The 14,102-nt window shown below is 65.9% G+C and carries 12 protein-coding genes and 1 tRNA gene; 7 read left to right on the forward strand and 6 right to left on the reverse strand.

What is annotated here, in order from left to right; all coding sequences use genetic code 11:
- Positions 1-27 precede the first annotated feature (27 nt).
- The gene (locus Q7V45_RS09635) at positions 28-1,899 is read left to right on the forward strand and encodes a nitrilase-related carbon-nitrogen hydrolase (protein ID WP_304850725.1); all 1,872 of its coding nucleotides are present in this window, start codon (positions 28-30) and stop codon (positions 1,897-1,899) included.
- Positions 1,900-1,928: 29 nt separating this feature from the next.
- Here the strand turns inward: Q7V45_RS09635 and Q7V45_RS09640 are convergent.
- Positions 1,929-2,005, reverse strand: a tRNA-Pro gene (locus Q7V45_RS09640).
- A 108-nt stretch (positions 2,006-2,113) separates the two neighbouring features.
- Between Q7V45_RS09640 and Q7V45_RS09645 the strand changes: the two genes are divergently transcribed.
- A complete protein-coding gene (locus Q7V45_RS09645; protein ID WP_304850728.1) occupies positions 2,114-3,370 on the forward strand; it encodes a nitrate/nitrite transporter in 1,257 nt (418 codons plus the stop codon).
- Between the two features lie 6 nt (positions 3,371-3,376).
- On the opposite strand, the gene Q7V45_RS09650 is transcribed toward Q7V45_RS09645, so the two are convergent.
- The 3 genes from Q7V45_RS09650 to Q7V45_RS09660 form a co-directional block, all read right to left on the reverse strand.
- Complete coding sequence (locus tag Q7V45_RS09650; protein ID WP_304850731.1) at positions 3,377-3,985, reverse strand: glutathione S-transferase family protein; 609 nt, start codon at positions 3,983-3,985, stop codon at positions 3,377-3,379.
- A gap of 64 nt (positions 3,986-4,049) precedes the next feature.
- A complete protein-coding gene (locus tag Q7V45_RS09655) occupies positions 4,050-5,387 on the reverse strand; it encodes a Rieske 2Fe-2S domain-containing protein (RefSeq protein WP_304850735.1) in 1,338 nt (445 codons plus the stop codon).
- Positions 5,388-5,433: 46 nt separating this feature from the next.
- Positions 5,434-6,726 (reverse strand): O-acetylhomoserine aminocarboxypropyltransferase, encoded by a 1,293-nt coding sequence (locus tag Q7V45_RS09660; protein ID WP_304850738.1) that lies wholly within the window; start codon positions 6,724-6,726, stop codon positions 5,434-5,436.
- Between the two features lie 236 nt (positions 6,727-6,962).
- Between Q7V45_RS09660 and Q7V45_RS09665 the strand changes: the two genes are divergently transcribed.
- A complete protein-coding gene (locus tag Q7V45_RS09665) occupies positions 6,963-7,412 on the forward strand; it encodes a tripartite tricarboxylate transporter TctB family protein (protein ID WP_304850741.1) in 450 nt (149 codons plus the stop codon).
- Position 7,413: 1 nt separating this feature from the next.
- Complete coding sequence (locus Q7V45_RS09670) at positions 7,414-8,916, forward strand: tripartite tricarboxylate transporter permease (protein ID WP_304850744.1); 1,503 nt, start codon at positions 7,414-7,416, stop codon at positions 8,914-8,916.
- Between the two features lie 3 nt (positions 8,917-8,919).
- Here the strand turns inward: Q7V45_RS09670 and Q7V45_RS09675 are convergent, their stop codons facing one another.
- Positions 8,920-9,984 carry a lactonase family protein gene (locus Q7V45_RS09675; RefSeq protein ID WP_304850746.1) on the reverse strand — a complete coding sequence of 355 codons (1,065 nt, stop codon included), beginning with the start codon at positions 9,982-9,984 and terminating at the stop codon, positions 8,920-8,922.
- A 38-nt stretch (positions 9,985-10,022) separates the two neighbouring features.
- Here Q7V45_RS09675 and Q7V45_RS09680 point away from each other — a divergent pair, with 38 nt between their 5' ends.
- Positions 10,023-10,871 carry an SDR family NAD(P)-dependent oxidoreductase gene (locus Q7V45_RS09680; RefSeq protein WP_304850748.1) on the forward strand — a complete coding sequence of 283 codons (849 nt, stop codon included), beginning with the start codon at positions 10,023-10,025 and terminating at the stop codon, positions 10,869-10,871.
- A gap of 1 nt (position 10,872) precedes the next feature.
- Here Q7V45_RS09680 and Q7V45_RS09685 read toward each other — a convergent pair whose 3' ends face one another.
- On the reverse strand, positions 10,873-11,787 hold the full coding sequence (locus Q7V45_RS09685) for a DMT family transporter (RefSeq protein WP_304850751.1): 915 nt from the start codon (positions 11,785-11,787) through the stop codon (positions 10,873-10,875).
- Positions 11,788-11,891: 104 nt separating this feature from the next.
- Here Q7V45_RS09685 and Q7V45_RS09690 point away from each other — a divergent pair, with 104 nt between their 5' ends.
- Together Q7V45_RS09690 and Q7V45_RS09695 are read left to right on the forward strand one after the other, a co-directional pair.
- Complete coding sequence (locus Q7V45_RS09690; protein WP_304850754.1) at positions 11,892-13,163, forward strand: ABC transporter substrate-binding protein; 1,272 nt, start codon at positions 11,892-11,894, stop codon at positions 13,161-13,163.
- A 30-nt stretch (positions 13,164-13,193) separates the two neighbouring features.
- On the forward strand, positions 13,194-14,096 hold the full coding sequence (locus tag Q7V45_RS09695; protein ID WP_304850758.1) for a branched-chain amino acid ABC transporter permease: 903 nt from the start codon (positions 13,194-13,196) through the stop codon (positions 14,094-14,096).
- Positions 14,097-14,102 lie beyond the last annotated feature (6 nt).

Raw genomic sequence — 14,102 nt, forward strand, 5'->3', positions numbered from 1 at the left:
TCCCGTCAGGTTCCGGGGGGTGGGGTCATGTCATTCAAGTCGATGATGTCCGTAGGGCTCGTCAGCGCGATGGCGCTGCTGGCGGCGATTTTGCCCGCAAGCGCGCAAACAGCCGTCGCCCGGAAGCAGGTCAAGGTCGCGGCCGTCGACTTCGTGCCGGCCTGGGGCGATCTCGACGGCAACGTCGCCCGGCTTGCCAGGGCCGCCGAGGAAGTTGCCAGGCAAGGCGTCGAATATGCCGTGTTCCCGGAAACCGCGGTGAGCGGCTACCTGTTCAGCGGACCGCAGCAGCTCGCCCCGTTCGTCGACACGATCCCCGGCCGCGCGACCGCCGCCCTGCTGCCGATCCTTCAGCGCACCGGCATGCACATGAGCGTCGGCATCGCCGAACGCGATGGTGCCACAGGGCTCGTCTACAACACGGCGGTGCTGCTGGGACCGGGTGGCATCATCGGCAAGTACCGCAAGAACGGTCTCAATCCGCAGGACCAGAAGGTCTTTGCGCCCGGTACCACCGGCGTGGAGGTGTTCGACACGCCACTCGGCCGCATCGCGCTGCTGATCTGCTACGACGATACCTACTGGCAGTATGCCCGCCTCGCGGCCCTGCGCGGCGCGCAGATCATCGGCTGGCACTCGGTCTCCGATCGCGTGATGCCCGGCACGCCGCCGGCGGAGGCGACCGGCAATCACTCGACGGTCTCGAACGTCCAGTACATGAGCGCCCAGAATGGCGTGTGGGTCGTCGGCGCCACGCGCACCGGCGTCGAGACCAACCCGATCACCGGCGGAAAGCTCTACTACAATGGCGGCTCCAGCATCTGGTCGCCGAAGGGGGAGAAGCTCGTGCAGGCGCCCGTGGTGCCGCCCGAAAACCTTCCGCCCGGTCTGGCCGGCGTCTATGCGACGACGATCACGCCGGCCGATGCGGATGCCGAGCGGGGCGCTCAACTGGCGCGCCGCCGCCCCGAACTCTACTCGCCGGTGCTGGCGCTGCATCGCAGCCCGACCGATGCGAACGCGACCGTAACGCCTCGCTCGGTGTCGCTCGCGGCGGCGCAGTGGCCCGAGGGGCCATCGCTCCTGTCCTCGGCCCGCCCCGGCGCCGGCGAGCTCCTCGTGCTGCCCGAACTGTCGGGCCTGGCCTCGGGGATCGCGGCCGCGGACATCAAGAACCGAGCCGAGGCGCGCGGCGGCGCCTTCGAGCAGGCCCTGGGTGCGGCGGCGAAAGCCGGCGCCGGCTATGTCGTCGGCAGCTATCCGGAGCGAGATGGCGACAAGGTCTATCATACGGTGACGCTTGCCGGTCCCGAAGGCACGGTGCTCGGCCGCTATCGCGCGACGCACCTCTCGGCCGCGACGGCGGGGTGGGCGAGTGCCGGTGATGCGCCGGTCGTGATCGACACGCCGCTCGGTCGCGTGGGCCTAGCCCTGGCCGAGGAGCTGCGCGTGCCGGAGCTGGGCGGCCTCTATGGCGCCCTGCGCGCCGACATCCTTGCGGCGCCGGCGGGACGTCCCGAGCCGCTCAAGGTGCAGATCGATGCCAGGCTGTTCGCCGTGAGCAATCCGCCGACCGGCCGCGCCGATTTCTTCCCCTACGCCTCGGCCAAGCAGAACCAGCTCTGGCTGGTGAGCGGCGGACGACGCACGGGCGACGCGACGGCGGCGGGGATCTACGGACCGGAGCCGATCGTCGAGACGCCGACGCTGACCGCCGGGGCGGGCGAGGATGCCGTCCGCTACCGGACCCGCGTGCCGGCGCCGGGCACCTGGATCAACCAGCAGCAGCTCATCACAGGCCAGCAGTCGCTCTACTTCATCCCGATCGTGATGAAGGACGACAGCGATTGCCTGAAGGAGTGGCGCACGAAGGGCACGGGCCCGCTGGCCTGCCGGTAGGGGCGCGGAACGCTTCAAAGAGAATTAATTGGTCGGGGCGACAGGATTTGAACCTGCGACCCCCAGTCCCCCAGACTGATGCGCTACCAGGCTGCGCTACGCCCCGACCGGTGCCGCCGGCCGGTAAGCCCGCGGCAGGGGGGCTTTAGCGCGAATGGCAGCATTGCCGCAAGCCGCGCTTGCAGGGAACGGGGCGACAAAGGATACAGGCTGCATGATCGATCCCGGACGGCGCGTCCTGCTCTTCTCCTCCATCGGCCACGCGCTGATGCACATGATGACGGCCTTCTATGCCGTCATCGTGCTGACCCTCGCGGTTTCCTGGAACCTGCCGGCCGAGGATCTGCTGCGTCTCTATGCGCCGGCCACGATCCTGCTGGGCGTCATGTCACTGCCGGCCGGCTGGGCCTCGGACAGGTTCGGGGCGCCGGCCATGATGGTCGTGATGTTCCTCGGCCTCGGCCTGTCGTCGATCGCCTGCGGCCTCGTTCCGACCGGCGACACGCTGGCGCTGTCGCTGGCCCTGTGCGGCATTGGCGCCTTCGGTGCCTTCTACCACTCGGTCGGCATCGGCTGGGTCATCCGCACGGCCAGGGAGCAGGGCCATGCGATGGGCGTGAATGGCCTGTGGGGGAGTGCGGGCCTGGCGCTCTACGGTATCGTGCCCGGCGTCCTGATCACGCTGGCCTCGTGGCGCGCGGCCTTCATCGTTCCCGGCATCGTCTGTCTGATCGTCGGCGTCGTCCTCTGGATCCAGATCCGCCAGGGCAAGGTCGGCGACCGGCCGATGCCGCAGGCGAAGGGCACTCAGGTTGGCCGCCGTGATTTCTGGCGGGTCTTCTCGGTGCTCTCCGTCACCATGGCGCTGGAAGGCGTCATCTGGCAGGCGGTGATGTTTGGCGCGGCGATGGTCTTCGAGGTGAAGCTCGCACCCGAGATCTCGGCGCTGCGCGACGGGCTGGCCTCGTGGGGTGTCGCCACCCAGATCGTGCTGTGGGTGGGGCTTGCCACGTCGATGATCTACGTCGTCTCGGGCGTGGCGCAATATGCGATGGGCCGGCGCATCATCGACCGCTATCCGCTGAAGGCGACCTATATCGTGGCGTCGGCGCTGCAGGTGATCGCCATGCTCGCGCTGGCCATGGGCAACGGCTACGTGGCGATGCTGGGCGCCATCGGTTCCGCGGTCCTGAGCGCGGCGGCGGGGCCGATCGAGAATATCCTGATCGCCCGCTATACGCCCAGCCGCTATCACGGGCTGGGCTTCGGCGCGAAGTTCGTCGTGGCCTTCGGGGCAGGGCCGCTCGCCATCCTGCTGATTGCCTGGGTGCGAGAGACGACGGGAAGCCTCGAACTGCTCTTCCTCGGCCTCGCCGCCACCTCGGTCGTAATCACGCTGGTAGCGCTGCTGCTGCCCGGCAACGAGCGCGATGCCTCGTTGCCGGCACCGCGGGTCGCTCCCGCGGAGTAGCAGCGGCTACTTCGCGCCGCGCGCCGCCTTGTAGGAGGGGCGCGACAGGCAGCGGTCGAGCCAGGCATTGACGTTCGGGACCTGGCTGAAGTCGATCTTGATCGGCTTGGCCCAGCTCATGATCGAGGCCAGGTTCAGGTCGGCGACGGTGAAGGTCGAGCCCAGCAGGTAATCGCGTCCTTCGAGCGCCGCATTGAGCACCGCCAGGGGCTTCGGCAGCGCCTTCTGCGCCTCGGCCACGGCCTCCGGCTTGCGCTTGTCGGGCGCGGTCATGAACATGTCGATCAGGATCGTCAGCAGCGGCTTCTCGAGCTCGGTCATGCCCCAGAAGCTCCACTGGTTGCACAGCGCCTGATCCTCGATGCTCCCCGGCATGAAGCCGTCCTTGTCGTGCTTGGCCGCGAGGTAGAGGTTGATCGCCATCGACTCGAAAAGCTTGAACTCGCCGTCCACCAGGGCCGGCACCTTGCCGTTCGGATTGACCTTGAGAAAGTCGGGATTCTTGAGATCCTTCATCTCGATGGCGATGTGCTCGTACGGGATGCCGAGTTCATGCGCGATCCAGAGGGCGCGCGCCGCGCGAGAGGCCGTTGGCCCGTAAATCTTGATGGTCACGAAACATCTCCCCAAACCACAATCGCGCGAACGATAGTGCAGCGCGTCACGCCGGTCTAACCCTCTATTCCGGAAGCCCGTATTCGCCGCCGACATAACCGTGCCGGTGGCCAAAGCGCTCCGTCATCACCGTCGTGAGATCCTTCTCCGGCGCTGCGATCCATCCGCCCGCCCTCACGGCATAGCGTGCCGCGGCGGCCGCCGCGCGGGGCGGCTCGCCCTGCTGGAGCGCGCGGGCGGCCGCCATCACCAGCTTGCGGAACTCGATGATGCCGACATCCGTGGGCCCGAGATGCTCGGCTGTGCGGTCCTGGATGGCGCCCTGGCTGTCCTGGATCGCCGCATCCTGGTCGGAGACCCCGCTGATGCCCGTGTAGCTCAGCGTCTTCTGCAGCTCGCGGTCGATCATGTAGTCGTTGCGCATGTTGCGCTTCGGCACGTAGTGCTCGTCGATCTCGGCATGCAGACTGAGGCCCGACGCGTACTTGGTGCGCTCGGCGTTGGTGAGCGGCCGGTCTGGAACCCAGCTGTACGTATAGATCCAGCAGCTCGTGTCATCGACCGGCACCCAGGTCTGGCCGTGATAGACCTCGCCCGGGAAGGCGACCGGTACCAGCGCGTGGTTGGGCGCGAGATACTGCGCGATGCGCCAGTAGAGGTCGGTCGTATCGGTCTTGCGGGCGGCGGCGATGACCAGCCCGGCGTCATGGCCCTGGATTCTGAACTTGGGTCGCGGATCGTCGGTCACCCAACGGCTGCGGTCCGCCAGGCCACCTTCCTGTCCAATGGCGGAGGTCTTGCGCAGGATGTCGAGGCGCGCCGCTTCATCCTTGGTCGGGATCGCGTGGAGGAAAGAGAAGTGCGCGGTGTCGATGGCACCCTCAAGGCTCTGCACCCAGTTGCAGTCCTGCCACTTCTTGGAAACGTAGCGATGGCCGGCGGGAACGAGGCCGAGCTCGAGCTGAGGCAGCTCCGGCATGTGCTCGCGTGGGCCCATATAGACCCAGACCATGTCGGCCCATTCGCACACCGGGTAGGACAGGAGCTTGATCGTCTCCTTGTAGGTCGATTCCGGCGGCGACGTGGGCAGGTCGACGCAGTTGCCGTCGATATCGAACTTCCAGCCGTGGAAGGAGCAACGCAGGCCGCAATTCTCGTTGCGGCCGTAATAGAGATTGGCGCCGCGATGCGGGCAGTGCGGCTCGACGATGCCGACCCTTCCGTCGGTCTGACGGAAGGCCAGCAGATCCTCGCCCAGGAGGCGGATCTTCTTTGGTGGCCCGTCCCGCTCCGGTAGTTCCTCGGAGAGCAGCGCCGGCATCCAGAAACGCCGCAACATCTCGCCCATGGGCGTGCCCTTGCCGGCACGGGTCAGGAACTCGTTGTCCGCCTTGCTGAGCATTTCCATCCTCCTGCCTCGCCGTGTTCCCCGGCGTAGGGACGACGGCCTAGGAGCGCGTCGCCTCTTCCAGAGCCTGATCCAGATCGGCGATGATGTCTGCAACCGTTTCGATGCCGATCGACAGGCGCAACACGTCCGGGCCGGCGCCTGCCGCCACGCGCTGTTCCTCGGAGAGCTGGCGGTGCGTGGTCGAGGCGGGGTGGATGATCAGGCTCTTCGCATCGCCGATGTTGGCGAGGTGGGAGAAGAGTTCGACGCTGTCGACGACCTTCACGCCGACATCGTAGCCGCCCTTCACGCCGAAGGTGAAGACCGAGCCGGCCCCCTTTGGCAGGTACTTCTTCGCGAGCCCATTGTACTTGTTCGACGGCAGGCCGGCGTAGTTCACCCAGGCCACGGCCGGATGCTTCTCGAGATGTTGCGCGACGGCGAGCGCATTGGCGCAGTGGCGCTCCATGCGCAGGCCGAGCGTCTCCATGCCGAGCATCGTGAGCCAGGCATTGAATGGCGCCTGGGTGGGGCCGAGATCGCGCAGGCCGACGGCGTGGCTGTGGAACGTGTAGGCCATGTCGCCGAAGGTCTCGTAGAAATTCAGCCCATGATAAGCGGGCTCCGGTCCGGCGAGGCTCGGGAACCTAGCCCCCCTCGACCAGTCGAACTTGCCGGAATCGACGATGGCGCCGCCCATCGACGTGCCGGTGCCGCTCAGGAACTTGGTGGTGGAATGCACGACCAGCGTGGCGCCGTATTCAATCGGCTTGCACAGCCAGGGCGTCGCCAGCGTATTGTCGACCAGCAGGGGCACGCCCGCATCCTCGGCAATGCGCGCGATCGCCTCGATGTCGCTGATGACGCCACCCGGATTGGCAAGGCTCTCTATAAAGAAGGCCTTCGTCCTGTCCGTGACGGCGCGCTTGAAATTGTCGGGCGTGTCGGCATCGACGATGTTCGCCGTCCAGCCGAACTTGGGATAGGTGTTCTTCATCTGCTGCAATGAGCCGCCATAGAGACGCGACGCGGCGACGATCTCGGCGCCGGGATTCATGAGCGGGAAGAGGGCGAGGACCTGGGCCGCGTGGCCCGAGGAGGCGACGGTGCAGCCGCGGCCGCCTTCCAGCGTCGCCAGCCGGGTCTCGAGGGCGGCGTTCGTGGGATTGGTCAGCCGAGAATAGATGAATCCCACGGTCTGCAAATTGAACAGTGCCGCCGCGTGGTCGGCGTCTTCGAAGACATAGGCCGTCGTCTGGTAGATCGGCTGTGCGCGCGCGCCGGTCGTCGGATCGGGCGCCGCACCGGCATGCAGGGCCAGTGTCTCGAATCCATAAGTCTTGTCGCTCACGCAGCTCTCCCTGTGGCTCGATAATTCACACCGCCATTCCGCACATCACCCGGGCGCCCCGTCAAACGGGCGCGCAGGCTGGCGGACGTCTCCCTGAATGTCCCTTCATTCCGGAGAGCGGGGCTGAGCGGTCCCGGCGTCAGCTTGGCGTAAGTATCCGCCAGTACGGTCCGCGGCTGTGTTTCGCGATTACGCCGTCGCGACACAGCGTAGAGGTTTGGGGGGAGCTAAACACCGTGAATCGGGTAGTAACCAAGGACTTCCTGTCCGGGTTGATGTTCGTCGCCTTTGGTCTGGGCGCTCTCTATGTCGGCCAGCATCTCGCCGTGGGCACCCCCGTCCGGATGGGACCGGGCTACGTGCCCCGCATGTTGTCCTTCATCATGCTCGCACTCGGTGTGCTGATCTGTATCGTCGCCGTGGTGAGCGGCAGCGAGCCGGTCGAGAGGCCGAAATGGAAGCCGATCACGCTCGTCACCATCGGCATCGTCTGCTTCGCCTTGCTCTTCGAGCGTGCGGGCCTGATCCCGGCGCTGGTCGTTCTCGTCATGATCGCGTCGTTGGCCGGCGAGGAATTCAAGCTCCCGGAAGTGATCGGCAACATCGTCGTGCTCTCTGTCCTCTGCACGCTCGTCTTCAAGGTCGGTCTGAGTATGAACATCGCCGTCGTGCAGGGGATTTGGTGACATGGACCTCCTTGACAATCTTTTCCTCGGCGTCAGCGTCGCCTTCACCTTTCAGAACCTGACCTACGCCCTGCTGGGCTGCATGGTCGGCACCCTCATCGGCGTCCTGCCCGGCATCGGCCCCGTGGCAACGATCGCCATGCTGCTGCCCATCACATTCCACCTGCCGCCGACGGCCTCGCTGATCATGCTGGCGGGCATCTACTACGGCGCCCAGTACGGCGGCTCGACGACGTCGATCCTCGTGAACCTGCCGGGTGAGGCCTCATCCGTCGTCACCTGTCTCGACGGCTATCAGATGGCGAAGAGGGGGCGTGCCGGTGCGGCCCTCTCGATTTCCGCCGTGGGCTCCTTCTTCGCCGGCACGGTCGGCACCATCATCATCGTCATCTTTGCCGAGCCGCTGACGCGCATGGCGCAGAAATTCGGCCCGGCCGACTACTGCTCGCTGATGGCACTCGGCCTCGTGGCCGCCGTGGTCCTGGCCAGCGGCTCGGTCACCAAGGCGATCGCCATGGTGTTCCTCGGCTTGCTGTTCGGCCTGGTCGGTACCGACGTGAACACCGGCGCCCAGCGCTTCACCTTCGATATTCCGGAGCTGAGCGACGGCATCGACTTCGCGCCGATCGCCATGGGCCTGTTCGGCATCGCCGAGATCGTGGTCAACCTGGAGAAGCATCTGGAGAGATCCGGCGCCATAAAGGTCGGATCGCTATGGCCCACGCGCGAGGAAATCCGCCGCGCCACGCCGGCGATCCTGCGCGGCACCGTGCTCGGTTCGCTGCTCGGCGTGCTGCCGGGCGGTGGTCCGACGCTGGGCGCCTTCTCGTCCTATACGCTCGAGAAGAGGCTTTCCAAGAACCCCGGACAGTTCGGCAAGGGCGCGGTCGAGGGCGTCGCGGCGCCCGAGGCGGCCAACAATGCCGCCGCCCAGACCTCGTTCATACCGATGCTGACCCTGGGTATCCCGTCCAACGCCGTCATGGCGCTGATGGTCGGCGCCATGATCATCCAGGGTATCCAGCCGGGCCCCGAGGTCATGACCAAGAAGCCGGATCTCTTCTGGGGCATGATCGTGTCCATGTGGATCGGCAATGCCATGCTGGTCGTCATCAACCTGCCGATGATCGGCATGTGGGTGAAGCTGCTGACGGTGCCCTATCGCTTCCTGGCGCCGGCCATCCTGCTCTTCTGCTGCATCGGCGCCTACAGTCTCCAGAACAGCACGTTCCACGTCATGCAGGTCGCCCTCTTCGGCGTGCTGGGGTACATCTTCGTTCGCCTCGGTTGCGAAGGTGCTCCCTTTCTGCTGGGCCTCGTCCTGGGGCCGCAGATGGAGGAATACTTCCGGCGGGCCATGCTGCTCTCGCGTGGCGACGCCATGGTCTTCATCGAACGCCCGATCAGCCTCGGCCTGCTGATCGCGACGGCGGCGCTCCTGACCCTGATGGCGCTGCCGAGCATCAAGAAAGCCCGCGAGGAGGCCTTCCAGGAGGAAGGCTGACCTTCAGCGCGAGAAGACGATACAGGCCGGGCTGCCGACCTTGGTCCGCAGCCTGGTGGGCGCCAGCAGCCCGTTGCGGCCGACCTTGTAGGCGATGATGGAATCGCCGCCCTGGTTGGCGACGTAGAGGAAGCGCGCCGCCGGGTCGAAGGCGAAGAACCGCGGCACGCTGCCCTTGGTCGGCACCCACTGGCGCGGCGTCAGCGTGCCCTTCGCGGCATCGATGCCGAACACGCCGATACTGTCGTGGCCACGGTTCGAGACGTAGACGTTGCGTCCGGCGCCATCGACCCAGATCTCGGCTCCGGTGCTGTAGCCGGTGAAATCCGATGGCGTCGACGGCACGGTCTGCAGCGGCGTCAGCGCGCCGCTGGCCGCATCCTGGCGATAGGTCGTGATCGTCGAATCGAGCTCGTTGATGACGTACGCGAAGGGCTTGCGCGGATGAAAGTCGATGTGGCGCGGTCCGGCGCTCGGCCGGGCGGCGACCCGGCTGGTCTCGACCAGCACGCCGCGCCGTGCGTCGAGCCGGTAACCGATGACGCAGTCCGACCCCTTGCACGGCAGGTAGAAGGTCCGGCCGGCGCGATCGAGGGGATTGTGATGCGGCCGCACGTTCTTTTGCTCGGTGCGGTGCGGCCCCAGCGGCGCAGCAACCGCAGTCAGGGTCGAGTAGGACGCGAGGCTTCCGTCCTTTGCGATCGGCAGCGCGGCCAGCGAATCGGAGCCGTAGTTGCTCACGACCAGGAACCGCTGATTGGCGTCGAAGGCCAGATGGATGGGGTTGTAGCCGCCGGTCGGCTGGCGGTTCAGGACGGCCAATCGACCGGTCTCGCGGTCGACCGTGTAGGACGTCGCCTCGCTGCGATCGCCATGCACGGAATAGAGGCGGTCCCCGGCGGCATTGAGGGCGAGGAACGACGGATTTTCCAGTCCGCCGAGGTGCTGGACATGTCGAAACGCCCCCGTCCGTGGGTCGACACGATAGACGTTGATGCCGTTCCCGTGGCCGTTGCGCTCCGGCGCAGTGTAGCTGCCGACATAGGCGAAGAGTGGGCGTGTTATCATCGCAGGAGTTTCGACGCCGAAGCGAAGGGAGGTCAACGATGGTGGACGCTCTGCGAAAAGTCGCGCTCGTCACCGGCGCCAACCAGGGGCTGGGACTGGCTCTGGTGCGAGCGCTGTGCCGCGCCCTTGGCAAGCGAAGCACCGTTTACCTCGCGGCCCGCGACGTTGGTCGTGGCGAGGCGGCGTGCGCGCTGCTTCACCGCGAGGGGGTGAGTCCCGACCTGATCCAGCTGGACATTGCCGACGCTGGGAGCGTTTCGGCGGCAGCCGACGAGATAAAGGCCCGCCATGGCGGCATCGATATTGTGATCCAGAACGCGGCCGCGCGAATCACACGGGAGACACCGCAGGCGGACCAGGTCGCGCGTTTCATCGACACCAACAATCACGGGACTCTGCGGATCATCGAGGCGTTAGTTCCGCTGTTGCGGAACAATGCGCGGTTCATCGTGGTGGCCAGTTCGTTTGGCTCGCTGCGTCATCTCGATCCACGTCTGCACGCCCGTTTCGACTCGCCAGGGCTCACGCTGCACGACATCGAGCGTGCAATGGACGAATTCGCAGTGGCGACGCGCGACGGGACCGCCCGGGAAGCAGGCTGGCCCGACTGGATCAACGTGCCGTCGAAGATCGGGCAGGTGGCTTCTGTGCGCGTGCTCGCGCGAGAAAAGTCGGAAGAGTTCCGCCGGCGCGGTATCCTGGTCAATGCCGCCTGCCCGGGCCTGGTGGATACGGAAGCCTCGCGCCCGTGGTTCGCCGACATGTCGAAGGCGGCGACGCCGGACGAGGCGGCACGGGATCTCGTCTGGCTGGCGACTCTGCCGGCGGGGAGCGAAGAACCCTATGGCGTGCTGGTACGCCATCGCACGCCGCATCCCTGGACCTAATTCAACGCGTGGTCGACAGGATCAGAACCACACCGGCCATGATGAGGACGATGCCCGCGAGCTCTCGCCGATTCATCGCTTCGTGGAAGACGCGGCGTGAGACGAAGTAGCTGAACACGACCTCGATCAGGATCAGCGTGCGCACCTGTGACGCCGGCGCCAGCGCCAGCGCCGTGACGTTGGCGAGCGACGCCAAGGCGCCGGCAACTCCGGCGAACATCGAGACGCGCCATTGCCGAAGCGCGCCCAGCACGATGGCGGGCTTGCGTGCAAGCAGCCAGACACAGAGCAGGACGGCCTGCAGGAGCTGGCTCCAGAACAGCGTTTCCGCGGCGGCGAGGAAAGGTGAGCCGGTCTCGAGCGCGAGGTTGGCGCCGCGATAGCCGACGACCGAGATCGCGAAGGCGGAGCCGGAGGCGAGGCCGTAGAAGGCCGCGGGATCGGCCCAGCTCCGTTTCGCTCCGGTGAGTGCCGGCGGTCGCGGCGAGAGCAGGACGACGCCGAGCGTCGCGACGACGATGGCGACGACGGCAGCAGTGGGCAGCGTCTCACCGAGGAACAATACCGAGAAGAGCGCGACCTGGACGACCTCGCTCTTGGAATAGACGAGTCCGATGGCAAAGCTGCGTGTCTCCATCGCCTGCAGCAGCAGGGCCGTACCCGCCATCTGACTCAGTGCCGCCACGACGACCCAGCCGACAAAGGACCAGGTGAGGGCGGGGTGAGGTGAGTCCCCGAAGAGAAGCACCAGGCAAAGCCACGCGGCGAGAACGGGCATGCCGTAGAGAAAGCGGACCAGCGTCGCGCCGAGTGTCCCCAGTTCGGTCGTGAGATGGCGTTGCGCGGTGTTGCGCACGGTCTGTGCCGCAGCGGCGAAGACGGTGAGTGGTATCCAGAGCCATGACGGGGGGATCATATCTCCGGCTCTTCAGGAGGTTGTCGTTTGACCATGTATAACAATTGCACATAGGATCGCCGCAATCGGTCATCGACCGCAAAAGAATTTCGGGAGTAAACACCATGACGTCCACCGAGTCGCGGCGCGCGAGCCGTCGTCAAGTTCTGAAGGGTGCCGGAGCGCTGGCCGCCGCCGGGGTGATTGGCGCTCCCGCGATCAGCAAGGCGCAGACCGGTGCCATCAAGATCGGCGTGCCGACGATCCTGTCGGGCCGCGTCGCGATCCTCGGCCAGACCAGTGTCGGCGGCCTCAAGGTCGTGTTCGACAAGTTCAATGCGGCGGGCGGCATCAACGGCCGCAAGATCGAGATGGTGGTTCGCGACTCCAAGGGCGCGCCGCAGGAAGCCGCCAAGGTGACGCGCGATCTCATCAACAACGACAAGTGCGAGATCATCCTCGATGCCGAGGCGTCGAGCGCCGCCTTTGCCGTCCAGGAGGTAATCCGCGAGATCGGTGTTCTCTGCATCCACTCCAATTCAGAGACCTCGTCGCTGACGGCCGATCCCAAGCTGCACGTGCCGACGGCCTTCCGGACGGCCCGCCAGGGCATTCACGACGCGATCGGCGGCGGCGACTACGCCGCGAAGATCGCCAAGGCCAAGGGCCTGAAGAAGTGGGCGACCTGTTCGCCGGACTATGCCTATGGCCGTTCGAACACGGCCGAGTTCATGGAATACGCCAAGCACTTCGACGGCAATATTCAGGTCGTCGAGGAGTCGTGGCCCAAGCTCTTCCAGCCGGACTATACGGAAGTCGTCACCAAGCTCCTCAATGCCAAGGCCGATGCAATGTATTCGGCGCTGTGGGGCGGCGATCTGGTGGCCTTCATCGACCAGGCCAACCTCTACGGCCTGTTCGACAAGCAGGCGTCGTTCATGGTGAACCTCGGCGACTACGGCGTCGTCGACCAGGTGAAGCAGTTCCCTCAGGGCGTCTACTCGGGAGGCCGCTACAATCGCACGGTGCCGGCCACCAAGGAAAACGAGGAGTGGTACCAGAACTACGTCAAGACGCAGAAGCACAAGCCGACCAACTGGTCGTGGGAGAACGCGGTCGCCGCCGAGTTCGTCGTCGAGGCGCTGAAGAAGACCGATGGCGACACCAATGGCAAGAAGATGGCCGAGGCCATCAAGGGCATGACCCTCAGGAGCCAGTTCGGCACCAAGGGGACCGTGACGATGCGGGCCGAGGACAACACCCTGATCGACTACATCATCGGCTACGGCGTCTCGCTCTCCAAGGAGCCCTACGTGGCCGACTTCCAGGCCTCGGCCTGGGAGCCGATCATCGAGCTCGAGAAGCAGTGGAAGAAGAAGCAGGGCTACATTTCCTGATCTCGCGTCGTTTTCGAGTAGGATAAACAGGTGGATCTCGACGCGTTGTTGCGCTGCGTCGGGACGACGTCATGCGTCGTCACGCAGCTCACCAGCGGCATGATCATTGGCATGCTGCTGTTCCTGATTGCGTCGGGTGTGACGCTGATCTTCGGCGTGCTCAACGTCATCAATTTCGCGCACGGCTCGCTCTACATGATCGGGGCGTATGCGGCGTGGACCTTCTACCAGCTCACCGGCAGCTACTTCGTCTCAGCGCTGGGGGCGGCCGTGGCGGTCGGCATGCTGGGCATCCTGTTCGAGCGCGTGCTGATGAGCAAGGTCTACGGCTCCAACGTCCTGATGCAGCTGCTGGTCTGCTATGCCGTGGTGCTGATCTCCGACGACCTCATCAAGATCATCTGGGGGCCGGTGCCGCTCTCGATGGGCATGCCGCCCGAGTTCCGGCTGCCGCCCATCCGTTTCATGGGGGGCGTCATTCCGCCGTTCTATCTCTTCATGATCCTGGCGGCGATGGCGATCGGATTGCTGCTGTGGCTGGTCATCGTCCGCACGCGCTTCGGCAGCATCGTGCGGGCCGCGGCCATCAACGGGCCGATGGTGTCGGCACTCGGCATCCGGGTGAACCTCTACTATGCCGCCGTTTTCGGCATCGGCAGCGCCCTGGCGGGCGCGGCGGGGGCGCTTGCGGCACCCGTGCGCTCGCTGACGCCGGGCATGGGCTTTTCGATCCTGATCGAGTCCTTCATCGTGACGGTGATCGGCGGCATGGGCTCGATCGTCGGCGCCTTCGTGGCCTCGATCATCATCGGCCTCACGCGCTCCTTCGGCAGCATCGGTTTCCCGCTGTTCGTCGACGGGGTGATGTTCCTGATCATGGCGCTGGTCCTGATCTTCAAGCCCAGCGGCCTGTTCGGCCGCGAGCACCGGTAGGCGGCG

The organism is Reyranella sp. (assembly GCF_030651995.1).
In the GTDB taxonomy this organism is placed as follows: Bacteria; Pseudomonadota; Alphaproteobacteria; order Reyranellales; family Reyranellaceae; genus Reyranella.